The organism is Photobacterium sp. GJ3 (genome assembly GCF_018199995.1).
In the GTDB taxonomy this organism is placed as follows: Bacteria; Pseudomonadota; Gammaproteobacteria; order Enterobacterales; family Vibrionaceae; genus Photobacterium.
Genome location: NZ_CP073578.1, coordinates 230,118 through 253,486 on the forward strand (window position 1 = coordinate 230,118; position 23,369 = coordinate 253,486).

Sequence of the window (23,369 nt, forward strand, 5' to 3'; positions counted from 1 at the left end):
GTTCAGACCTCCACGGGGTTGTGTGAGCCGTCCGGCTTGAGCATGGCAATCACGAAGTCCTTGGCGGATTCGATCTTGCCCTGATTGACGGCCGCCGCCGGATCGACATGTTTCGGACAGACTTCGGAGCAGTAGCCGACAAAAGTGCAGCCCCAGGCACCGTTTTCGCTATTGATCAGTTTCATGCGTTCAGCGTTGCCAAAATCCCGGTTGTCCAGGTTATAACGATGCGCCAGAGTCAGCGCTGCCGGGCCGATGAAGGCCGGGTTCAGTCCAAACTGTGGGCAGGCGGCATAGCACAGGCCGCAGTTGATACAGCCGGAAAACTGTTTGTAGAGGTCCATCTGCGCCGGGGTTTGCAGGTTGGTGCCGTCTTCCGGTTGACGAGGGTTCCCGATGAGGTAGGGCTTGATGGCTTCCAGGCGCTCAATGAAGGGCGTCATGTCGACCACCAGATCCTTTTCAATCGGGAAATTCGCCAGCGGCTCAATAGTGACGCCGTCCGGATAATCCCGCAGAAAACATTTACAGGCCAGTTTCGGCACGCCATTGACCATGACGCCGCAGGAGCCACAGATCGCCATCCGGCAGGAGCAGCGGTAGCTCAGATCTTTATCCAGATAGTCTTTGACATAGTTGAGGGCATCCAGCACCGACATGGTGGCATCGAAAGGCACCTCATAAGTCTGGATATGCGGTGTGTCATCCTGCTCCGGTTGATAGCGCAGAATGTTCACCGTTTGAATTCCGGTCGCTGACATCAGTGGTGCTCCTCTGATTGGGCCGCTGCCTGCACGGCGGCAGCTTGCTCGGCAGCTTCGCCGTACAGTCGTGCTTTCGGCTGGGATTTGGTAATCGTGACCTCGCTGTAATCAATGCGGGGTGCACCGTCAGGTTGAAAGAAAGCCAGCGAATGTTTGAGGAAGTGCGTGTCATCCCGCTCCGTACAACCTTCATCCAGTCGCTGGTGGGCCCCGCGGGACTCGCGGCGCTGGATCGCGGAATGCACCATGGCTTCGGCCACATCCAGGCCGTAACCGATCTCCAGGGCATAGAGCAGATCGGTGTTGAACACTTTGCCTTGATCCTCAATCCGGATCCGCGTGTAGCGATCTTTCAGCCCGGCCAGTGTGTCGATGGTCTGCTGCATGAGATCGGCCTGACGGTAGATACCGCAGCCGGCTTCCATCGCCAGCCCCATTTCCTTGCGGATCTCTGCCCAGTTTTCATCCCCTTCCTGAGTCATCAGCGCCTGGATCCGGGCTTCGGCTGCCTTGATCTGTTGCGTGATGGCCGCATCATTCCAGCCCGTAAATTCCCCGGCCCGTTTTACGGCCTGTTCTCCGGCAACCCGCCCGAACACCACGAACTCAGCCAGAGAATTGGACCCTAACCGATTAGCGCCGTGCAGGCCGATGGAAGCACATTCCCCGACAGCAAACAGACCAGCAATGCGGGTTTCACAGCGAGCGTCGGTTTCAATGCCCCCCATGGTGTAGTGCACCGTCGGACGGATCGGGATGGGCTCCCTGGCCGGGTCGACATTCACATAGGCTTTCGCCAGTTCACAGATAAACGGCAGCCGCTCGTTGAGATAGTCTTCGCCCAGATGACGCAGATCCAGATGCACCACATCGCCCAGCGGATGATCAATCGTGTTGCCCTTTTGCTGTTCGTGCCAGAAGGCCTGCGAGACTTTGTCGCGCGGGCCGAGCTCCATGTATTTATTTTTTGGCTGGCCGACCGGCGTTTCCGGTCCCATGCCATAGTCCTGAAGATAACGGTAACCGTGTCTGTTGACGATGATGCCGCCTTCGCCGCGGCAGCCTTCTGTCATCAGAATACCGGTGCCGGGCAGTCCGGTCGGATGATACTGCACGAATTCCATATCCCGCAGCGGAACGCCGTGGCGATACGCCATCGCCATGCCGTCGCCGGTGACGATGCCACCGTTGGTATTGCAGTGATACACCCGGCCAGCGCCTCCGGTCGCCAGCACCACAGCTTTGGCCTTGATGGCGACCAGCTCGCCTTCTGACATGTGAATGGCGATCAGGCCCTGCGCTTTGCCGTCGTCAACCAGCAAATCCAGTACAAAGAACTCGTCGAACCGTTTGATCTGAGGGTATTTCATTGAGGTCTGGAACAGGGTATGCAGCATGTGAAAGCCGGTTTTATCGGCGGCAAACCAGGTCCGTTCGACTTTCATGCCGCCGAACCGGCGGACGTTCACCTCGCCGTTGTCTTTCCGGCTCCAGGGGCAGCCCCAGAGTTCCATCTGAATCATTTCGCGGGTGGCGTGATTGACAAAGTATTCCACAACATCCTGTTCACACAGCCAGTCGCCACCACTCACGGTATCGTGGAAGTGGTTGTCCAGGCTGTCTTCTTCCTTGATCACTGCAGCAGAGCCTCCTTCTGCGGCAACCGTGTGGGAGCGCATCGGATAGACTTTGGAAATCAGAGCGATTTCCAGTTCAGGGTTTGCTTCAGCAGCGGCAATGGCGGTGCGTAATCCGGCGCCGCCAGCACCGATGACTGCGATATCAGTGGTCAGGATTTGCACGGTGTCCTCCTGTAGGGCCTGCGGGGTTTGCGGGCATTCCTCGTGATTCGGCTCTTGCGGGAACCGGGATGACACGAGTGTAGAAGAGGCGTATCCGGTAAATATTGATGTATTCGGGCTTTTATGCCGATTTCAGACCTGAGCCATCAGGCGAAGGTCATCGTGCGACGGGGTTAACGTTTCAGAGGGAGAGTGGATGAGGGACAGAAGACAGAGAGTCACTCAGTGAATGAGAGTGACTCCGATCCGGTCTCAGAGGCTGCGCTCAGGCGCGTCCGGGAAAAAGTCACAGGGGGCGAACAGATGACGCGGTTCTTGGGTGTACGGATGGAAAAAGCTCAGCTCAGCCGCATGCAGTTGCAGGCGTGGGGCCAGTGCTTTGGCTTCTTCATGCGCATAAAACCCGTCTCCCAGAATCGGATGACCCAGCGCGAGCATGTGGACCCGCAACTGATGGGAACGGCCCGTCACCGGACGCAACCGGACCAGACTGCTCTGTCCGTCGCTTTCCAGCACCTCATAGTGCGTCACCGAGGGTTTGCCGTCTTCAAAACAGACCTTCTGCATCGGCCGGTTCGGCCAGTCGCAGATGAGCGGTAGATCAACGGTGCCTTGCTGGGGTTCCGGCGTGCCCCAGACCCGTGCGTAATACACTTTTTCGGTCTGGCGATCGCGAAACTGGGCTTTCAGATGACGTTCTGCATCTTTGTTGAGTGACAGTATGATCAGTCCGGATGTTGCCATGTCCAGCCGATGGACAATCTGTGCCTTGGGATATTCGGCCAGCACCCGGTTCATCACACTGTCGGCATGCGCCGGATCCCGTCCCGGATTGGACAGCAGGCCGGAAGGCTTATTGACAGCAATAATATCGCGGTCGACATACAGGACGTCGAGCCAGGGATCCGTTGGCGGGTGATAGGCCAGTGGCGGTAAGGGATTCATGCTCAGTTTTCTCTGGTTGAACGCAGAAGCGGCGGGCGCGATAGTATCACAGGGCAGCCGGGAGATCCCACTGCCCTGTGAGGTGGTCAGACGGGCTGTGATCAGTTGTGGCTGACCGCAATCAGACGCAGCGAGTCTAGCTGGATCTGAGCTTTGCTGATGTAACCGGTCAGGTTCTGAATCTGGCTTTGCAGCAGTTCCAGCTCATCGTCACGGATGTTCGGATTCACAGATTTCAGCGCCTGCAGTCGGGCCAGTTCTGCCCCCAGCGTGCTCTCCATGTCCTGCTGAGCGGCCTGTCGGACTTTGTCCAGCTCGCTTTCCACCATCTGATCACCGGCAGCAATCAGGGCATGAATTTCTTTCTGGACCGAGTTCACCAGCTTGCTGCCCAGGTGACGGTTCACCGGGCTCAGCTGACGGTTGAAACTTTCAAAGGCAACCTGAGCGGACAGGTTGTTCCCTTTGCCATCCAGCAGGATGCGGATCGGCGTGTGCGGCAGGAAGCGGCCAATGCCGGACTGCTTCGGTGCCTGAGCATCCACCACGTAAACCAGTTCCAGCAGCAGGGTTCCTGCCGGAAGTGCTTTGTTTTTCAGCAGTGAAACGGCTGTGGTGCCGACGCCTTCGGACAGCAGCAGATCGATGCCACCCTGAATCATCGGGTGCTCCCAGCTGATGAAATGCATGTCTTCCCGGGACAGCGCAGTTTCGCGGTCAAACGTAATGGTGCAGCCGTCGTGGGGCAGTCCCGGATAGCTGGAAACCATCATGTGTTCCGAAGGTGTGATCACCAGGGCGTTTTCTCCGCGGTCATCCTGATTCAGGCCGACGGTATCAAACAGGCCCAGTGCGAAGGTGACCAGATTGGTATCTCCGTCTTTGGACGCAATGTTTTCTGCCAGCGCCCGGGCTGCATCACCGCCGTTGGAATGGATTTCCAGCAACCGGTCTCGGCCCTGTTCCATCTTGCTGCGCAGTTCAGAATGCAGACGGGCACTGTCGGTGATCAGTTCATCCAGCGCTTCCGGGCTGTGATTCTCACTTGCCAGCAGGCTGATCAACTGCGGTTGAACGGCTTCATAAACAGCACGGCCCGTCGGACAGGTTTCTTCAAAAGCGTTCAGTCCTTCGTTGTACCAGTGTGCCAGCAGGGCCTGCGAGGTGCCTTGCAGATGCGGGACGTGAATTTCGATATCCCGCTGCTGACCGATCCGGTCCAGACGGCCAATCCGCTGCTCCAGAAGATCCGGGTTGTTTGGCAGATCGAACATCACCAGCTGGTTGGCAAACTGGAAGTTGCGGCCTTCTGACCCGATTTCAGAACACAGCAGCACCTGCGCCCCGTCTTCGATTTGCGCAAAATAAGCCGCTGCTTTGTCTCGTTCCAGAATCGACATGCCTTCGTGGAACACCGTGGCACGGATGCCTTCTTTTTCACGCAGCGCCTGTTCCAGATTCAGCGCCGTTTGTGCGCGGGAACAGATCACCAGTACTTTTTCGTTGCGGTTGGCTTTGAGGAAGTCCAGCAGCCAGCTCACGCGCGGATCGAAGTTCCACCAGGTCGCGGCACTGCCTTCAAATTCCTGATAGATATCTTCCGGATAGAGCAGTTTCAGGACTTTTTCTTCTTCGCTGACTTTGCCCATCATCATTCCGGCCACACGCATTGCCGTACTGTACTGGCTTGGCATGGCCAGCGGATACAGATTCAGATGGCGCGCAGGGAACCCCTGAACCGCAGAACGGGTATTTCGGAACAGCACGCGGCCGGTGCCGTGACGGTCCATCAGGCTGTCGATCAGCTCCTGTCGGGCCGCAGCCTGCTCGCTTGCTTCGCTGTCGCCGGTCAGTGTGTCCAGCAGCGGGGCAATCTCTTGTTCCGACAGCAGACGGATCAGGGTGTCACGGGCAGCATCATCCGGTTGTTTTCCGGCCAGCAGCTCAGACACGGCATCAGCCACGGGGGCGTACTGGCGTTCTTCTTCCAGAAACGCGTCGTAGTCGTAGAAACGATCCGGGTCGAGCAGGCGCAGGCGGGCAAAGTGGCTCTGATGGCCCAGCTGATCCGGGGTTGCGGTCAGCAGCAGGCAGCCTGGTGTGGTCTCGGCCAGTGCTTCGACGACCTGATACTCGCGGCTCGGTTTGTCTTCATCCCACACCAGATGGTGTGCTTCATCAACGACCAGTAAGTCCCATTCGGCTTCCAGCGCCTGATCAAAACGGCGCTTGCTTTTGCGCAGGAAATCCAGAGAACACAGCACATACTGGGCTGTATCAAAGGGGTTGGCGGCATCAGCAATGGCTTCCACACAGCGTTCTTCGTCAAAGATAGAAAAATGCAGGTTGAATCGGCGCATCATCTCGACCAGCCACTGGTGCTGCAAGGTTTCCGGGACCAGAATCAGTATGCGTTCCGCACGGCCGGACAGCACCTGCTGATGGATGATCATCCCGGCTTCAATGGTTTTCCCCAGGCCGACTTCATCAGCCAGCAGCACACGCGGTGCAAAACGGCGGCCCACTTCATGGGCAATGAACAGCTGATGCGGGATTAAACCGGCACGCATCCCGCACAGGCCACGCAACGGACTTTTATGCTGTTCATGCTGATTTGTCAGGGCACGGTAACGCAGGGCGAAGCGATCCATCCGGTCAATCTGACCGGCAAAGAGTTTGTCCTGAGGTTTGTTGAAGCGAATCTGATTGCTCAGGAAGATCTCGCGCAGTGCTACGTTTTCTTCCCCGGTGTCCGAGCGGGTCCCGAAATAGGTCAGCACCCCTTGCTGTTCTTCCACTTGCTCGACCTTGAGCGACCAGCCTTCCTGACTTTCAGCCAGATCGCCGGTGTTGAACATGACGCGGGTAACCGGTGCATCATGGCGCGCATAAACGCGATTCTCTTCGCTTGCTGCAAACATCAGGGTAACGGTACGCGCATCAAGCGCGACCACGGTTCCTAACCCTAAATCACTTTCCGTGTCACTGATCCAGCGTTGACCCAAAGCAAATGGCATAGTGGAGAAAACCTTCTAAATATTTGAAATTTTGGAGAATGTCTATCCGGCGGCGGTATTGTTATCGACTACACTGAAATTAAGTGTAAGCCAGAAATGGCGCCGGAAAAAAGGGGGCTAATGGTACTGCATGATGGGAGCCAGGTCACGGGCTAAGTGACGGGCTGAGACAGTGAGAAAATTGTCACAATATTTTCATTTTTTGCGGTCATTAATGAAAAGCGGGTTTACGCTTAACAATGATAGCCGACGGCAATGGCTATCTCTGATGAACAAGGAGACGTCTATGGACGATGCCGCTAGGAAAGTCTTTGTACTTGATACCAACATCCTGTTACATGAACCCCTCGCCATTTACTCCTTCAAAGAGCACGACGTAGTTATACCCATGACAGTTCTGGAAGAACTGGACCGAATCAAAGACAGCAAACGGGATGTTGCCCGTGATGCCCGGGTTGCCATCCGAGCATTGGAAGCAATCTTTCACGATGCGACACCAGAGCAGATCTCTGCCGGGATCCCACTGCCGACCGAAGGTGACCACAAAGGACGTATCGCCATTTTCGCGGATTACGAAATTCACGAAACGGTCCATGCCTTTGCGGATAAAGCCGGTGACAACCGGATCCTCAATGGGGTGCTCTACCTGCAAAACCATTATGCGCCACGTAAAGTGGTGCTGATCACCAAAGACATCAACATGCGGTTGCGTGCGAAAGGCGCCGGGGTGCTGTATGTCGATGACTATCGTTCCGACCAGCTGATTGACGATGTCAGTCTGCTGACCAAAGGGTTCCACCGTTATCCGGGCAGCTTCTGGGAACGCGTGGGGGAATGTCATTCTGAAAAACGTGGCCGCTCCACGCTGCATACGCTGCCACAGGAACTGTTTGATACACCATTCGTCAATCAGTATCTGATTGATGAAGATACGGATTTTGCTGCACGGATTCAGGAGCTGGACGGTGAAAACGTCACCCTGAAAGATCTGGGACACGAGCGGCTGATGCACCGTCAGGCGTGGGGAATCCATCCGAAAAATATCTATCAGGGCATGGCGATGGATGCTTTGCTCGATCCGGATATTGATCTGGTGATTCTGACCGGTCCTGCGGGGTGCGGTAAAACCATTCTGGCGATGGCTGCCGCGCTGGAACAGGTGATCGAAAAAGGCATGTACGACAAGATCATTGTCACCCGGAATACGCCGGACATTGCCGAGTCCATCGGCTTCCTGCCGGGGACGGAAGAAGAGAAAATGATGCCCTGGCTGGCTGCTGTGACAGACACCATGGAGGCACTGCACAAGCACGATGTCTGCACGGACGGCTCGATGAAATATATCTTCGAGAAAGCCAATATCCAGTTTAAATCCATCAACTTCATGCGCGGCCGCTCGATCCAGAATGCCTTTGTGTTGCTGGATGAGTGTCAGAACCTGACCGCGTCGCAAATCAAGACCATCATCACCCGCTGTGGTGAAGGCACCAAGCTGGTCTGTTCCGGGAACCTGGCGCAGATCGACTCCACTTACCTGTCGCCTGTTACATCAGGCCTAACCTATATCGTCGAGCGATTTAAAAATTTCGAGGGCAGCGCCAATATCTACCTCAATGGCGTGGTTCGCAGTCGTCTGGCAGAATTTGCCGAAGAGAATCTGTAATACCAGAACGGGACTCAGCGTCCCAGATACTGCTTCAATCTTTCATTCGATGCCTCACCCAGCACCTGCCGGGTGGGGCCACACACCTGAATCCGCCCCTGATCGACAAAAGCACAGTGATCGGCAATTTTGACGGCATCCTCCGGACTGTGGGTGATCATCAGCACAGTGATCCCATCTTCTCTGGCGAGATTGGCGACTTGAGTCAGCATGTCCTGTCGCAGCGCCGGATCCAGCGCAGAAAAAGGCTCATCCAGCAGCAACAGCGGCCGATGACGCACCAGACAGCGCGCCAGCGCCACCCGTTGTTTCTGGCCGCCGGACAGTTGTTCTGGCAGACGGGTCAGGTACTGAGCGATGCCCACCCGTTCCGCGGCGGCTGTGATGTGAGCTTTGTCTGCCGGGCTGAGTTTTAACCCTGGATGGATCCCCAGCGCAATGTTATCGAACACACTCAGGTGCGGGAACAGGTTGTGATCCTGAAACAGGATCGACAGAGGACGATCCGCGGGCGACTGCTGGTGGATTGGCTGGCCATTGATGTGCAGCGTGCCGCTGTCGGGTTTGAGAAACCCTGCGATCATCGCCAGTAGCGTACTTTTTCCGGCACCGCTCGGGCCGATCACCGCCAGAATCTCGCCCTGACTGACTTCGAGATCAAAGCACAGGGTCATGGGTTCCTGATTGCCGTGGCGATAGCAGTGGCTGAGTTGGGAGAGAGACAGCATCGGAGACATTCTGATTAATCCGTAGAAGAGGTGGTCGCGGCTCGTGAAAGCAGCAGGTTTTCGACCAGGGTGAAAATCCCCAGACTGAGCAGAAGCAGCAGCAGGGCAGCCACGGCTGCCGCATCCATCTGATAGCTGTCCATCAGCTGGAACAGATACAGAGGCAGGGTCTGAAAGTCCTGACTGCCAAAAAGAGCAATGGCGCCGAGATCACCCAGTGATAACACAAAGCTGATCGCCATTGCCTGCGCAATCGGCTTGCGCAGTGCCCGCCACTCGACCAGATATAACCGGGACAGCCCGCGCATGCCCAGACTCTGACACAGCGGATTGTACTGCTGGGCCAGATGCAGCATCGGCTGGCTGAGGGTTTTGATCACATAGGGCAGCGCCATCAGCGCATTGACGGCGACCACCACCCAGAAAGCCGAGGCGAAGACATCGGTGAATTCGCGCAGCAGCAGAAACAGCCCGGTACTGATCACCAGTCCCGGCGTCACCAGAATAATGGTGCCGATCAGTTCCAGTCCGTCGGCAGACCAGCGGTAGCGCTGCAAGCGCCAGAAGCGGCTGGCACAGAGAATCGCAATGCCGCTGACCAGTGCCAGCACACACGCCAGCGCCGCGATCTGCAACGAGTGAGTCACAGCCTGCCACAGCGCGGGGGTTGTCAGCAGTTGCGGGAGCTGGCTGTTCAGACCAGCCCCCAGTACGGCCAGCATCGGTGGCAGCACCAGCAGCAGCACCAGACCAATCCACAGGGTATCCCAAATGCGGGCCGCCCGGCTGTCGAGATAATTCGGATGGCCTTGCTGAACCCGGCCACTCAGGGTTGCCAGCGGTCGGGCAAAGCGCTGGCTGAAGAGAACCAGCGCGCAGCAGAGCAGCATTTGCCACAGCGCTAGCATAGCCCCGGCAGCCAGATCGAAGTCGTAGCGCAACGCCTGATAAATGGCCAGTTCAATCGTGGTTGCTTTCGGACCGCCACCCAGCGACATAATGACCGCGAAACTGGTGAAGCACAGCATAAAGACCAGCCCTGCCACCTGCGGCAATTGCTGACGCAACCGGGGCCAGGCAACCAGCCGGAACAGCGGCCAGCCTTTCATTCCCAGATGCGCAGCAAGCTGATGCTGCTCCGCCGGAATGCCTTCCAGACTTTGCAGGAGTAACCGGCAGGCCAGCGGCAGATTCAAAAAGACATGCGCCAGCAAAATCCCGTTCAGACCATAAATACTGAACGGGAGTTTCATCTCCAGCCCGGCCAGCCCTTGTGCCAGCAGGCCGCTGTTGCCGTAAATCGCCAGCAAGCCAAATACAGCTACGAGCACTGGCAGCACCACGGTCATCGCGAACAGTCGCAATAGCAGAGATCGGCCCGGAAACCGCCGCCGCGACAGGGCGTAAGCGACAGGGATTGCAGGGATGACACTCAGCAGGGTCGAGAGCAGCGCTTGTTTGAAGCTGAATGCAGTGACATGGCGCAGATAGGGGTCCTGCCAGAGGGCCAGCGGGTGTAATGCCGTGGCTTGTCCGAGCAGGGCGCTGAGCGCCCCGCCGACCAGAATCAAAATCAGCCCGGCACTCATCACGCCGGGCAGGCTGGAACGGGAAAGTAACAAGAGAAAACCTATACGATTACTGAGTCAGTGCGGTTTGCCATTCGCGGACCCAGGTTCTGCGCTCTTTGGCGACTTCATCTGCGCTGAACTCCAGCGATTTGGCCGGACGCGTCAGCGTGCTGAAGCCTTCCGGCAGGGCCTGATTCGTCACCGGATACATCCAGTTGCCTGTTGGGATCTCAGACTGGAATCCAGGCGTCAGAATAAAGTTCAGGAACTGATCGGCCAGCGCGTTGTTTTGGGTGTTTTTCAGCTTGGCTGCGACTTCAACCTGCATATAGTGTCCTTCGCTGAAATTGGCAGCTTTATACTTGTCTTCATTCTCGGCAATCAGATGATACGCCGGTGAAGTGGTATACGAGAGCACCAGATCCGTTTCACCATTGAGGAACATGTTATAGGCCTCAGACCAGCCTTTGGTGACGGTGACGGTTTTCTTCGCCAGTTGTTGCCAGGCTTGGGTTGCCTGATCGCCATAAACGGATTTCACCCACAGCATCAGACCCTGACCCGGCGTAGAGGTGCGCGGATCCTGATAAATCAGGTTCAGATCTTCGCGTGTCACCAGCTCTTTCAGGCTGCTGGGGGGATTTTTCAGTTTTTCGCTGTCGTAGATGAAGGCGAAATAACCGTAATCAAAAGGAACAAAGGTATCGTCTTTCCAGCCACCCGGAATGGTCACGGCTGAAGTATCTATAGTGCTGGTGGCCAGCAGGCCTGTTTTCTTAGCCTCGGTCATCAGGTTGTTGTCCAGGCCCAGCAGAACATCTGCTTTGGTCCCTTTACCTTCCAGGCGAACCCGGTTGAGGATAGAGACGCCATCATCCAGCGCAACAAACTTCAGGTCGCAGCCACATTCTTTTTCGAACGCTTTTTCAATGGCCGGACCTGGTCCCCAGTCGGCAGTAAACGAACTGTAGGTATACACGGTTAAGGTGGGTTGTGCGGCGGCCGCTGAAGTTGCTGCAACCATGAAAGGTAAAGCGGTAATGAGGTGTTTCACAAAGCGCTCCTGAGTCCTGACGGGCAGGGAATTCCAATTTCTTCAAGAAGGCGCGGCGTCGAGTGAGTGGGCGGTTTGTCCCGGAAAGACACGGCAAATTGCAATCAGGTGCTTTCCGTTTCTCAATTCCTACGCCAGCATGACCTGGTTCAGGTTCGATGGGTCCCGTGTATTCTCCCGTGATGGGCGAATAACACGATCTCAGTCGGATGACTCCCCATGAGAACGGCTCTCATTGTAAACGGGGCTGCGCACCTTTGCCAGCCACAATGCTGCGTCTGGCCAAAGGTTTGACCCAAGGTCAGACACAGTATCTTGCGGGATCAGCGGGCTTCGTTGAGCCGCCAGTCGTAGTCATATACGGGTTTGTTCAGAGTGACGGGTTGTTCACGATACATGTTCAGGTGCTGTTGTAAGTCTGGCAGCGCACCGAAGTCAGACTGATACCAGTCATAAATCGAGGATAATCGGACTTTTCCACCGGATTCCTGAACGCCTTTGCGGCTGTTGATGAAGCGTGTGGCAGCGGCTTCGAGCTGCGCGTTGAGATTGCTGGCGTTCATTGCTTTCGGCAGCAGATCCGGACAACCCAGGCTGGCACAGTTCACCACATAATGAATGCGTTTGTCCTGCCAGATTGGCCGCAGAATTCTGTGCTCGATATCGTTCAGCGACAACTGCTGTCCATCAATGGTGATCAGCTTTTCATCCCAGGGACCGAAGCTGAGGAAACCGCCCAGTTTGGTGATTGAGCTGATCGGATAGTTGTCCAGAATCACCTTCACCGTCAGTGCGTTGTAGAGGTTCACCCAGTAAGCAAACTGCTCATTTCGGTTCAGCTGGCGCGGATCTTCCGCCGTCAGGGTGTTCAGATAACCGTTCAGCACAACTTTATCGGCTGTCGTCACGGCGGCATAACGGAAACGGGTTTGTTGCGGTGCCACAACCAGATAATGATCCAGCAGGTGTTGCCATGCGCCATGATCAACTGTTTTTGTGCTCTGGGTTTGACTGGCTTGCCAGAACGGCCAGAGATCAGCCTTGGGGGCGGCGAAAGCCGGGAAACTCAGGCTGAGAAAACCCAACAAGAGGAATGTGAGAACAGATTGCCGGCGAAGAATCATGGGAACACCTTTGTCAGTGAGCGATACCCAACAGACCGTGATGCGCACGGATTCTTTCTGAAATCTGGGGTAAAAAAACACCCTGCCGGAGCAGGGTGTCAGCGTCAATCAGAAAGACGGGCGATCAGGCCAGAAATGCCGGGATCCTGCTTTCATAATCTGCGATTTTATCTTCGTGCTGCAACGTGAGCCCGATGTTGTCCAGACCGTTCAGCAGGCAGTGGCGGCGGAACGCGTCGATTTCAAACGAATACGATTTGCCATTGGCGGTGACCGTCATGGTTTCCAGATCGACCGTGATCTCCGCGCCTTCGCTGGCTTCGACATATTGGAACAGTTCGTCGACTTCAGCTTCGGTCAGGCGAACCGGGACCATCTGGTTGTTGATCGAGTTGCCGTAGAAAATGTCGGCAAAGCTCGGCGCGATCATGACTTTGATCCCGTAATCCGCCAGCGACCATGGGGCGTGCTCACGAGACGACCCGCAGCCGAAGTTTTCACGGGCCAGCAAAATGCTTGCCCCCTGATAGCGCGGGTAGTTCAGGACAAATTCCGGATTTGGCTGCTCACCGGCATCGTCCAGAAAACGCCAGTCATGGAACAAATGTTTGCCAAACCCAATCCGGTTTACTTTCTGTAAAAACTGCTTAGGTATGATGGCGTCGGTGTCGACGTTTGCGGCATCCAGCGGCACCACCAGTCCGGTATGTTGTTTGATTCCTGCCATGGTTTTCTTCCTTCTCTGTTAGGCGGTGGCGACGGTTGCTTGGTCCAGCTCGCGGATATCCACGAAGTGACCGGCACAGGCTGCAGCAGCAGCCATGGCGGGACTGACCAGATGAGTCCGGCCATCACGGCCCTGACGACCTTCAAAGTTCCGGTTACTGGTGGACGCGCAGCGCTCCCCGGGACCCAAGCGGTCGTTGTTCATTGCCAGACACATGGAGCAACCCGGCAGACGCCATTCAAAACCGGCTTCGATGAAGATTTTATCCAAACCTTCTTTTTCCGCCTGCGCTTTCACCTGTTCAGAACCCGGGACGACCAGCGCCTGAACATTGGCTGCGACTTTGCGGCCTTTCGCGACGGCTGCCGCGGCCCGCATATCTTCGATGCGAGAGTTGGTGCACGAACCGATGAAAACTTTATCAACCGGAAAATCAGCCAGCTTTTTCCCGGCTTCCAGACCCATATACGCCAGTGCTTTGGCTGCAGAAGCGCGCTCGACCGGATCGCTGAAGCTTTCCGGTGCCGGAATCGGTGCATCGACAGCAATCACTTGTCCCGGGTTGGTGCCCCAGGTGACTTGAGGTTTGATGCTTTGTGCATCCAGCGTCACCACTTTGTCGAACCGGGCGTCCGGATCCGACTTCAGGGTTTGCCAGTAGGCCACGGCAGCGTCGAAATCGGCACCGGTCGGGGCAAACTTGCGGTCCTTGATGTAATCAAAGGTGGTTTGATCCGGCGCGATCAGACCCGCTTTGGCACCCAGCTCAATCGCCATGTTACAGACCGTCATCCGGCCTTCCATCGTCAGATCAGTGATGGCTTCACCACAGAACTCGACCACATAACCGGTACCGCCGGCTGCCGTGGTTTCGCCGATGATGGCCAGAATAATGTCTTTTGCCGTGATCCCCGGAGCGACCTGGCCTTTGACCTCAATTTTCATGGTTTTGGCGCGGGCCTGTTTCAGGGTCTGAGTGGCCAGCACATGCTCTACTTCCGAGGTGCCGATGCCGAACGCCAGCGATCCGAATGCACCGTGGGTAGCGGTATGAGAATCACCGCAGACAATGGTCATGCCCGGCAGCGTGATCCCCAGTTCAGGCCCCATGACGTGGACGATGCCCTGATATTTGTGGTTCAGATCGTACAGGGTGACGCCGAATTCTTCGCAGTTCTTTGCCAGGGTTTCCATCTGAATCCGTGCCATTTCGCCGGACGCTTTGATGTCTTTGGTCTGAGTGGACACATTGTGATCCATGGTGGCAAACGTCTTGCCGGTCTGGCGGACTTTGCGGCCTTTTTCACGCAGGCCGTCAAACGCCTGTGGTGAGGTAACTTCATGGACCAGATGACGATCGATATACAGGATCGGGTTTTCACCTTCAGCGGCCACAACCACGTGGGCGTCATAAACTTTTTCGTACAGCGTTTTGGCTGATGTTGTTGTGTTTGACATTGCTCGTTTGCTCCTCGTGGTTCAGCTTACGCCTGACGGATATAGGCTGCGATCTTGTCGCCCATGGCATCGGTCGACAGGGCCGGACGGCTGCCTGCCAGATCTGCCGTCAGTTCCCCGGCTTCCAGTGCCTGAGAGACGGCTTGCTCAATGGCGCGTGCCGCTTCTTCTTCACCCAGGCTGTAGCGCAGCATCAGCGCCGCCGACAGAATCTGTGCCACCGGGTTGGCGATGTTTTTACCTGCGATATCCGGGGCAGAACCACCGGCAGGTTCGTACATACCGAATTTGTCCTGATTCAGACTGGCAGAAGGCAGCATGCCCATGGAACCGGTGATCATGGCGCATTCGTCTGAAATAATGTCGCCGAAAATATTGGAGCACAGCATCACGTCAAACTGGGACGGATCTTTGATCAGCTGCATGGTTGCGTTGTCGATGTACATATGGCTCAGTTCGACATCCGGGTAATCTTTGGCGATCTGCTCGACCACTTCGCGCCATAAAATGGAGCTTTGCAGCACGTTGGCTTTGTCGATAGAGCAGACTTTTTTGCGACGCAGGCGGGCAGATTCAAACGCGATGCGGGCAATGCGTTCAATCTCGTAGCGGTGATAGACTTCGGTATCGAAGGCTTTTTCCATCGCCCCTTCGCCTTCCCGGCCTTTCGGCTGACCAAAATAAATGCCGCCCGTCAGTTCACGGACCACCACGATATCAAAGCCGCGCTCGGAAATGTCGGCTCGCAAGGGTGAGAAAGCTTCCAGGCCGCTGTGGATCTGGGCCGGACGCAGGTTACAGAACAACTGGAAATGTTTGCGCAGTGGCAACAGTGCCCCGCGTTCAGGCTGGTCATTGGCTGGCAGGTGTTCCCATTTCGGGCCGCCGACCGAGCCGAACAACACGGCATCGGCGGCTTCACAGCCTTTCAGGGTATGCGCTGGCAGCGGGGAACCGTGATTGTCGATGGCAATGCCACCGACATCAAATTCTTCGCGGGCCAGTGTGAAACCGAACTTTTCCTCGATCGCGTTCAGGACTTTGTGCGCCTGTTGCATCACTTCCGGGCCAATCCCGTCGCCGGGTAACACAGCAATTTGATAGCTTTGACCTGCCATGGTTATACAGTCTCCATTTTAGCTTTTTGTTTAATTTCTTCGATTTGTTCGGCGCGGTGGATGCTGTTGATCACATGCAGCAACGCCTGACCAGAGGCTTCCACAATGTCGGTTGCCAGACCGGTGCCGTGGTATTTACGGCCTTTATAATTGGCAATAATATCGGCCTGACCCAGACCGTCTTCCCCTTCACCCTTGGCCGTCAGTTCGAATTTCTCCAGCACGATCTCATAGCCGGTTAAACGGTAAATACACTGGTACAGCGCATCAACCGGGCCGTTTCCGACCGCCGCTTCGCATTTTTCTTCTTCACCGCATTGCAGCTTGATACTGGTGGTGGCAACGACGCTGCCGGACTGGACGCTCAGGTAGTTCAGTTTGTAGAAATCGTCTTCTTCGCGCAGGTTGGCGAAGTACATCAGGGCTTCCAGATCGTAATCAAATACCTGACCCTTGCGGTCGGCCAGTTTCAGGAAATCGGCGTACAGGGTGTCCAGATTGTAGTCGCCTTCGGTGTAGCCCATGGTGTCCATGTGGCTCTTCACGGCAGCACGGCCGGAGCGGCTGGTCAGATTCAGAGCCTGATTTTTCAGACCGATCGACTCAGGCGTCATAATTTCGTAGGTGTTCTTGTTCTTCAGCATGCCATCCTGATGAATCCCGGAGGAATGGCTGAAGGCATTGGCACCGACAATGGCTTTGTTGGACTGAATCGGCATGTTGCACAACTGGCTGACCAGACGGCTGGTGCGGGAAATTTCTTCATGCTTGATTTGGGTGCTGACGCCCAGGAATTCGGCGCGGGTTTTGATGATCATGGCGATCTCTTCCAGCGCACAGTTACCCGCGCGTTCACCAATACCGTTGATGGTGCCTTCAATCTGGCGGGCACCGGCCTGAACGGCTGACATAGAGTTGGCGACCGACATGCCCAGATCGTCGTGGCAGTGAACAGAAATCACGGCTTTATCAATGTTCGGCACCCGGTTAAACAGCTGGGTGATAATCCCGCCAAACTCGTTGGGCAGGGTATAGCCCACGGTATCCGGGATATTGACTGTGGTGGCACCGGCTTTGATCGCGGCTTCAACCATGCGGCACAGGTTATCAATCGGGGTCCGGCCTGCATCTTCACAGGAAAATTCCACATCATCCGTGTACTGACGGGCACGTTTGACGGCGGCCACACCCATTTCGATGACATCATCGTAGCTGCGGCGCAGTTTGTCCTGAACATGAATGGTGGAGGTGGAGATGAAGGTATGAATTCGGAAGGCTTCGGCAACTTTTAACGATTCGGCGGCGACATCAATGTCGTTCGCGACGGCACGGGACAAGGCACAGATACGGCTGTTCTTGATGTGCCGGGCAATGGTCTGCACCGATTCAAAATCGCCCGGCGAAGAGACCGGGAAGCCTGCTTCGATCACATCCACGCCCAGCCGCTCCAGCGCGTATGCAATTTGCAGTTTTTCTTTCACAGTTAAACTGGCGGATAACGCTTGTTCGCCGTCACGTAACGTGGTGTCGAAGATGATGACCTGATCGTTGTTCATGATTGCTTCCTTTTCTGGCCTGCCTGTCTTTGATTATGGCTTGGTCGCGTCCTGTTCGCCGGGCCTTTGATACGAAAAACCCGCGCCAGGCGCGGGTTTGTCTGAAACTTTAGCGGTGAATTTCACCCATCAGCTACCCACGCGACGATTCACGAGAAGGAGTAGGCTGAGTAGGAGGGTGATTTGTGTTTGCATTTTAAGTATCCGCTGTGTTGTTGACCAAAGGAATATCAGATTGTGCAGACAAGCGTCAAGCCTTTCTTGAATCTTTATTCATTCAAGGGTCTGGACCGATGAGTTCAAAGCAGTGTTTTCGGCCTGAAATTGGAGGATCGAGCCACACCTCAGGCCATTGTCATTATCCTTCCTCGAAATCGTCACCCGGATGTCATATCTGCTTCCTAATGTGATGACATAGGTTCAAAGGAGAATTGTGCTATGACAGTGACTGTATTGGCACCCATTCAGCGTTTTGATTATGCCTTTTCCAGTGTGTGCTTGTGTCACCGCTTCAATCAACCGGTGGCGACGCTCAGCCGTTTGGTGTCCCGGTCCGGTGACGGTCCGTTGTATGTGATATTCGGCTTGCTGGCGTGGGCGTTTGACCGCCAGCAGGGCGGGCTGGTTCTGGCTATTGGCCTGCTGGCTTTTTTGCTGGAATTGCCCATCTACCTGTTGCTGAAAAATACCTTTAAACGTAACCGCCCGGCACAGCTGCCCAGTTTTATCAAACCTTCTGACAAATACAGCTTGCCATCCGGCCATACAGCGGCGGCTTTTCTGATGGCCTCCCTGATTGCCACGTTTTACCCGGCAGCGGCCTGGCTGGTCTGGCCCTGGGCTATCCTGATCGGATTCTCCCGCGTGCTGCTGGGGGTGCATTTTATTACGGACATTGTGGCCGGCGCTTTGCTGGGCATGATGTGTTTTGATGTCGTCAAGGGGGCGATATGAAGATACTTTACGGCGTTCAGGGGACGGGCAACGGCCATATCTCCCGGGCGCGGGAAATGGCCCGGGCGTTTACACAACTGGGTGTCAGTGTTGATTTTCACTTCTCTGGCCGATCGGCCGATCACTATTTCGATATGGATTGTTTTGGGGATTACCGTACCTCGACCGGCCTGACTTTTGTCACGGAGCAGGGCAAGGTCAATCAATGGAAAACCTTTCGTGAGAATTCGCTGAGGGATGTCTGGCGCGAAGTGAAGGCTCTGGATCTCGGGGGCTATGATCTGGTGCTGAATGATTTTGAGCCGGTTTCTGCCTGGGCTGCAAGGCGTCAGGGGGTCCGGTCACTGGGGCTGAGTCATCAGAGTGCGTTTTTATTTGATGTGCCCAAGTCGGGAGAAGGCTGGCTGGATCGCAAGTTGATCCGTTATTTTGCCCCAACCGATCAGCAGCTGGGGCTGCACTGGTATCACTTTGGCGCTCCCATTCTGCCGCCCATCGTGCCTCAGCCGCAGGCACCGCAGAAGACCGATGGTTCTGTGCTGGTTTACCTGCCTTTCGAAGAGTTACAGCAGGTGCTGGCCTTGCTGAACCGGTTTTCCGAGGTCAGTTTCTATTGCTATCACCCGTCGGTAAAAACGGATTATCAGCAAGAGAACGTTAATGTTCGTGCTCTGAGCCGAACCGGTTTTCATCAGCGACTGGCCATGTGCGATGGCGTGATTGCCAATGGCGGCTTTGAACTGCCATCCGAGGCGATTGCGCTGGGGAAAAAACTGCTGCTGAAACCGCTTCAGGGGCAATATGAACAGATGAGTAATGTGGCGACGCTGGAGCTGATGGGTCTGGCTGCCTGTATGCATGCGCTGGATACCGCGGCTTTACGAAACTGGCTGGCCAGTCATTCACCGGGTCAGGTCGTCTGGCCGGATGTGGCCATGGCTGTGGCCGAGTGGCTGCTGGCTGGTGAGCCTCAGTCGCCGGAAGCCTTATGCCAGTCATTGTGGGCCCCGATCAGCTTTCCTGAACCTGTGCTGGAAACAATCAGAGATCTGGACATGAATGCTAGCACATCCGGGCTGAAATCATTAATCACTGGAACTTATTGATCCTGCCTTTACGCCTGACTTTTGCGTGGAGTCAGGCCTCTCAAATCCTCTAACCTATTGATCTGTATATTTGGTAATACTGTTTTATATCCTTTTAGATATTTTTAGAAAGGCTTTATCTGCTTGTTTTCCTTTGGACAATCGTTCAATATTGGTTTCTTTCATACCCTTAGAGCCGGATTGATGTCTTCTACGGTATTGGTGCCATCAATCTTTTCAATGATACTGAATATCCCCAGTTTTCTAATGGGTATGTTAGGGCATGTTGCCCTTTGACGCTGGGAGCTCGGCTCTCTGAATGATTCGAAGAAGAGGTCAGAAATGGCGCGTAGAGGAATGTCTTTCCAAGCAGCAGAGAATATCTCCATGGGTTCAAGCCTGCGGAATATTGATTTAAACCTGCTGACAGTTTTTGATGCGGTGATGCAAGAGCAGAACATCACACGCGCAGCACATAATCTGGGGATGTCTCAGCCTGCGGTGAGTAATGCCGTAGCCCGACTGAAGACGACATTCGACGATGAGTTGTTTGTCCGCCATGGACGGGGAATCCAGCCAACGGTTCGGGCAAAGCAGTTATTTGGACCGATCAGACAGGCGTTGCAGTTAGTCAAAAATGAATTACCTTCGGCCACTTTCCTGCCGGAAACATCGAACCGGATGTTCCGACTGGCGGTGTGCAGTCCGTTGGATATGCGATTTGCGCCGAATATCCTGCGTCAGTTAAGTCAGGTTGCGCCCAAAGCACAGGTGGCTTTGGAAGCGGGCATTGACAGTGATGCAGCCGAAAAGCTGCGGTATCAGGATCTGGATTTCGTGATTGATTACCTGCGGTTTGACGAACCGGGTTTTTCATCCACAGAAATCTTTAAAGACGAGCTGGTGGTGGTCGCGGCGGGTAATCATCCGCGGATTCAGGGCAACCTCAGTGCGGATGTTTTTGCGGAAGAAAAACACGCCTCTCTCAAACCTGTGCCGGGTGCACGCGGTTTTGCGGAAGCGGTGTATGCACAATCACCGAATTGCCAGGTGGCTTATCAGGGCAGTAGCCTGAGTAACATGATGTATGTGGTCGGCCAGTCTGATCTGATTGCCGTGATGCCGAAATGGCTGGCGGAATCGATGGCAGAGAATCTGTCGTTGCAAATGCTGACACTGCCCTTTGAAGGCAAAACAATCAGTGGCTATCTGAGTTGGCATGATTCGTCGCAAAAAGACAAAGGTCATCAGTGGCTGCGTGAGCAGGTGCTGGCGATTTGTGAAGAAGAGATTTGCGAAAAACAGTAAGGGCTGAACACGCCCGCTGACCTGCAGAAATCGGCCTTTTTCTCTCTGCCTTTTGGAGATAAAAACGGCCGTTTCTTTTTTCTGCTCCCCGATTTTCTCCTGCGTTTGCAAGCGGATAGGGATCAGAATTTCCCCGCAAAGCCCGGAAGTGTGAGCGCCACCCGGCATTCTGTTGCAAAGGCTGTGCGCTTTGGTTGCCTTTTTTCGCTCCTTCAGTAGACTTGCCGCTTCTTCAGCGCACATCTGTACGCTCATCACATGGCAGAGCAGTTTATGTCACAACGCAAGTATCACATTGTCCACCGCATTCAGCAGCAAATTGCCCGTCTGGGCGAACGAACCGCGCTTCGCTATTCACAGGATGGCAAGTGGCAGGATCTCAGCTGGCAGTCGCTGGGCGATCAGGTGCGTCAGCTGGCTCTGGCGATGCTGGCTCAGGGGATTGATGTACAGGATAAAGTCGGGATCTTCGCACCCAACATGGTGCGCTGGACCATCGCCGATCTGGCCTCGTTGTTCCTGCGGGGAGTCACGGTGCCGATTTATCCCACCAGTACGCCTCAGCAGGCGGGGTATATCATCAACAATGCGGATATAAAAATTCTGTTTGTCGGTCAGCAAGCCCAGCTGGATGCGGCGCTTGAGGTTGCCGATGAATGTCCGCAACTGGCGCACATTGTACTGCTGGAGGGCAACTGTGATGCTGTGGAAGATGCACGGGTTTGTGGTTACGCGCAATTTTTGGCTCAGGCAGTGCAGGCGGATGAATCCGAACTGGCGCAGCGTCTGGCCGACTGCCGGATGGATGATCTGCTGACCCTGATTTACACCTCGGGTACGACAGGCACGCCAAAAGGGGTGATGCTGGATTACGCCAATTTTGCCGCGCAGCTTGACGGGCATGATCAGCGTCTGGCGCTGGCAGAAGGGGATGTATCCCTTTGCTTCCTGCCGTTATCACATGTGTTTGAGCGGGCCTGGACGTTTTACGTATTACACCGCGGTGGGGTGAACTGCTATCTGACTGACACCAATGCCGTGCGTGAGGCGCTGGTCGAAGTGCGGCCCAATGTCATGTCGGCCGTGCCCAGAGTGTACGAGAAGATTTATGGCGCGGTGCAAACCAAGGTAGCTAAAGCACCGCTCCACCGCCGGGCGCTGTTTCACAGCGCGATTGCGATCGGAAACCGCATGGCGCAGTGCCGTCAGCAGCAGCAACGTCCTTCAGCCGTGCTGAAACTGGCGCACCGGGCCGCCGATCAACTCGTTTTGTCGAAACTGCGCGATGTGCTCGGCGGGCAGATCAAATTCATGCCGTGCGGCGGGGCCAAACTGGATGCAGGCATCGGTCGTTTTTTCCATGCAATCGGCATCAATGTGAAGCTGGGTTACGGCATGACGGAAACCACCGCGACCGTGTCCTGCTGGGATGATACGGCGTTCAATGCCGACTCCATCGGGACTCTGATGCCGGGCGCGGAAGTGAAAATTGGCGACAACAATGAAATTCTGGTGCGCGGTCCCATGGTGATGCGGGGATATTACAAGCTGCCGGAAGAGACAGCCGCAAACTTCACTCAGGATGGCTTCCTCAAAACCGGGGATGCCGGTGAATTTGATGCACAGGGGAATCTTTATATTACCGACCGCATCAAAGAGCTGATGAAAACCTCAGGCGGTAAATATATCGCGCCTCAGGTGATTGAAGGCGCAATCGGGAAAGACAATCTGATTGAGCAGATCGCCGTGGTCGCAGATGCCAGAAAATTTGTCTCTGCGCTGGTGGTCCCTTGTTTTGAAACGCTGGAAAATCACGCCCGTGAGCTGAATATCCAGTACCGGAACCGCTTGGAGTTGCTGAAAAACAGTCAGATGCTGGCGTTTGTGGAGAAGCGGATTGCGGAGCTGCAAAAAGACTTGGCCAAGTTTGAGCAGGTGAAGAAATTTACCCTGCTGCCCAAAGCGTTTTCGATGGATGAAGGTGAGCTGACCCCAACCCAGAAATTGCGCCGGAAAGTGATTCTGGAGCGTTACCACAAACAAATCGAAGATATGTATACCGAGAGTCAGCGCAAAGAGCCGCCGCAACACTAATGCCTTCTTTTTTCGGACAGTGGCCGCCCCGGTCACTGTCTGAGTACCGATTTTCCTGCCTCTTTTTTAAGATTTTTTACTGGCTCACTGCTCAAAAGGATGGTTTTCTTCGTGAGATATGTAGACCGATAGGGCTCATTTCAGTCCATTCCACTATTGATATGCTTGTTGTTGGCGAATCATAGGGCGATTTGGGTTCAGTACAGAAAATAACCACGAAGTGCCTGAGGGGAATAGACGCCAGCGGTGAAAACAGGCTATTTTGGCTGTGGGTACTACGGATGGGAACATCCACCGTAGCCGCATAGTACGAAAAACACTGGATTTCTTTAGGCTAAAGATAAGCCCTAACTATGTTATACCCGTCTGTATCGCTGACTTTTGCTGGTCCTGTTCTCCCT

At 55.1% G+C, this 23,369-nt stretch carries 17 protein-coding genes and 1 riboswitch; of the genes, 5 read left to right on the top strand and 12 right to left on the bottom strand.

Going from position 1 to position 23,369, the window contains the following annotated elements:
- Nucleotides 1–2: 2 nt before the first annotated feature.
- The 4 genes from KDD30_RS01160 to rapA form a co-directional block, all read right to left on the bottom strand.
- Nucleotides 3–761 (bottom strand): succinate dehydrogenase/fumarate reductase iron-sulfur subunit, encoded by a 759-nt coding sequence (locus KDD30_RS01160; RefSeq protein ID WP_211647002.1) that lies wholly within the window; start codon nucleotides 759–761, stop codon nucleotides 3–5.
- On the bottom strand, nucleotides 761–2,566 hold the full coding sequence (frdA, locus tag KDD30_RS01165) for a fumarate reductase (quinol) flavoprotein subunit (RefSeq protein WP_211647003.1): 1,806 nt from the start codon (nucleotides 2,564–2,566) through the stop codon (nucleotides 761–763). Before frdA ends, KDD30_RS01160 begins: the two co-directional genes overlap by 1 nt.
- Nucleotides 2,567–2,818: 252 nt before the next feature.
- The gene (rluA, locus tag KDD30_RS01170) at nucleotides 2,819–3,511 is read right to left on the bottom strand and encodes a bifunctional tRNA pseudouridine(32) synthase/23S rRNA pseudouridine(746) synthase RluA (RefSeq protein WP_211647004.1); all 693 of its coding nucleotides are present in this window, start codon (nucleotides 3,509–3,511) and stop codon (nucleotides 2,819–2,821) included.
- 101 nt (nucleotides 3,512–3,612) lie between these two features.
- Nucleotides 3,613–6,528: an RNA polymerase-associated protein RapA gene (rapA, locus tag KDD30_RS01175; protein ID WP_211647005.1), complete on the bottom strand. Its 2,916-nt coding sequence runs from the start codon at nucleotides 6,526–6,528 to the stop codon at nucleotides 3,613–3,615.
- Nucleotides 6,529–6,814: 286 nt separating this feature from the next.
- On the opposite strand from rapA, the gene KDD30_RS01180 reads away from it, so the two are divergent.
- The gene (locus KDD30_RS01180; RefSeq protein ID WP_211647006.1) at nucleotides 6,815–8,191 is read left to right on the top strand and encodes a PhoH family protein; all 1,377 of its coding nucleotides are present in this window, start codon (nucleotides 6,815–6,817) and stop codon (nucleotides 8,189–8,191) included.
- A gap of 14 nt (nucleotides 8,192–8,205) precedes the next feature.
- Here KDD30_RS01180 and thiQ read toward each other — a convergent pair whose 3' ends face one another.
- The 8 genes from thiQ to leuA all read right to left on the bottom strand — a co-directional run bounded on the left by thiQ (nucleotide 8,206) and on the right by leuA (nucleotide 17,527).
- Nucleotides 8,206–8,919: a thiamine ABC transporter ATP-binding protein gene (gene thiQ, locus KDD30_RS01185; protein ID WP_211649413.1), complete on the bottom strand. Its 714-nt coding sequence runs from the start codon at nucleotides 8,917–8,919 to the stop codon at nucleotides 8,206–8,208.
- A 14-nt stretch (nucleotides 8,920–8,933) separates the two neighbouring features.
- Complete coding sequence (thiP, locus tag KDD30_RS01190) at nucleotides 8,934–10,541, bottom strand: thiamine/thiamine pyrophosphate ABC transporter permease ThiP (protein ID WP_211647007.1); 1,608 nt, start codon at nucleotides 10,539–10,541, stop codon at nucleotides 8,934–8,936.
- Nucleotides 10,542–10,557: 16 nt separating this feature from the next.
- Nucleotides 10,558–11,514 carry a thiamine ABC transporter substrate binding subunit gene (gene thiB / locus KDD30_RS01195; protein WP_249199254.1) on the bottom strand — a complete coding sequence of 319 codons (957 nt, stop codon included), beginning with the start codon at nucleotides 11,512–11,514 and terminating at the stop codon, nucleotides 10,558–10,560.
- A gap of 138 nt (nucleotides 11,515–11,652) precedes the next feature.
- Nucleotides 11,653–11,774, bottom strand: a riboswitch (TPP riboswitch).
- Nucleotides 11,775–11,867: 93 nt separating this feature from the next.
- Complete coding sequence (locus tag KDD30_RS01200; protein ID WP_211647009.1) at nucleotides 11,868–12,668, bottom strand: DUF547 domain-containing protein; 801 nt, start codon at nucleotides 12,666–12,668, stop codon at nucleotides 11,868–11,870.
- Nucleotides 12,669–12,792: 124 nt separating this feature from the next.
- Nucleotides 12,793–13,395 (bottom strand): 3-isopropylmalate dehydratase small subunit, encoded by a 603-nt coding sequence (leuD, locus tag KDD30_RS01205; protein WP_211647010.1) that lies wholly within the window; start codon nucleotides 13,393–13,395, stop codon nucleotides 12,793–12,795.
- Nucleotides 13,396–13,413: 18 nt separating this feature from the next.
- The gene (leuC, locus tag KDD30_RS01210) at nucleotides 13,414–14,853 is read right to left on the bottom strand and encodes a 3-isopropylmalate dehydratase large subunit (RefSeq protein WP_211647011.1); all 1,440 of its coding nucleotides are present in this window, start codon (nucleotides 14,851–14,853) and stop codon (nucleotides 13,414–13,416) included.
- Nucleotides 14,854–14,879: 26 nt separating this feature from the next.
- Complete coding sequence (gene leuB, locus KDD30_RS01215; RefSeq protein ID WP_211647012.1) at nucleotides 14,880–15,971, bottom strand: 3-isopropylmalate dehydrogenase; 1,092 nt, start codon at nucleotides 15,969–15,971, stop codon at nucleotides 14,880–14,882.
- 2 nt (nucleotides 15,972–15,973) lie between these two features.
- Nucleotides 15,974–17,527 carry a 2-isopropylmalate synthase gene (gene leuA / locus KDD30_RS01220; protein ID WP_211647013.1) on the bottom strand — a complete coding sequence of 518 codons (1,554 nt, stop codon included), beginning with the start codon at nucleotides 17,525–17,527 and terminating at the stop codon, nucleotides 15,974–15,976.
- A gap of 438 nt (nucleotides 17,528–17,965) precedes the next feature.
- Between leuA and KDD30_RS01225 the strand changes: the two genes are divergently transcribed.
- From KDD30_RS01225 to KDD30_RS01240, 4 genes are all read left to right on the top strand, one after another.
- Entirely contained in the window at nucleotides 17,966–18,481 is a 516-nt protein-coding gene (locus KDD30_RS01225) for a phosphatase PAP2 family protein (protein WP_211647014.1), read from the top strand.
- The gene (locus KDD30_RS01230; RefSeq protein ID WP_211647015.1) at nucleotides 18,478–19,587 is read left to right on the top strand and encodes an MJ1255/VC2487 family glycosyltransferase; all 1,110 of its coding nucleotides are present in this window, start codon (nucleotides 18,478–18,480) and stop codon (nucleotides 19,585–19,587) included. Before KDD30_RS01225 ends, KDD30_RS01230 begins: the two co-directional genes overlap by 4 nt.
- 321 nt (nucleotides 19,588–19,908) lie before the next feature.
- Nucleotides 19,909–20,874 (top strand): transcriptional regulator LeuO, encoded by a 966-nt coding sequence (leuO, locus tag KDD30_RS01235; RefSeq protein WP_211647016.1) that lies wholly within the window; start codon nucleotides 19,909–19,911, stop codon nucleotides 20,872–20,874.
- A gap of 273 nt (nucleotides 20,875–21,147) precedes the next feature.
- Complete coding sequence (locus KDD30_RS01240; RefSeq protein ID WP_211647017.1) at nucleotides 21,148–22,968, top strand: long-chain fatty acid--CoA ligase; 1,821 nt, start codon at nucleotides 21,148–21,150, stop codon at nucleotides 22,966–22,968.
- The last annotated feature ends 401 nt before the right edge of the window (nucleotides 22,969–23,369 follow it).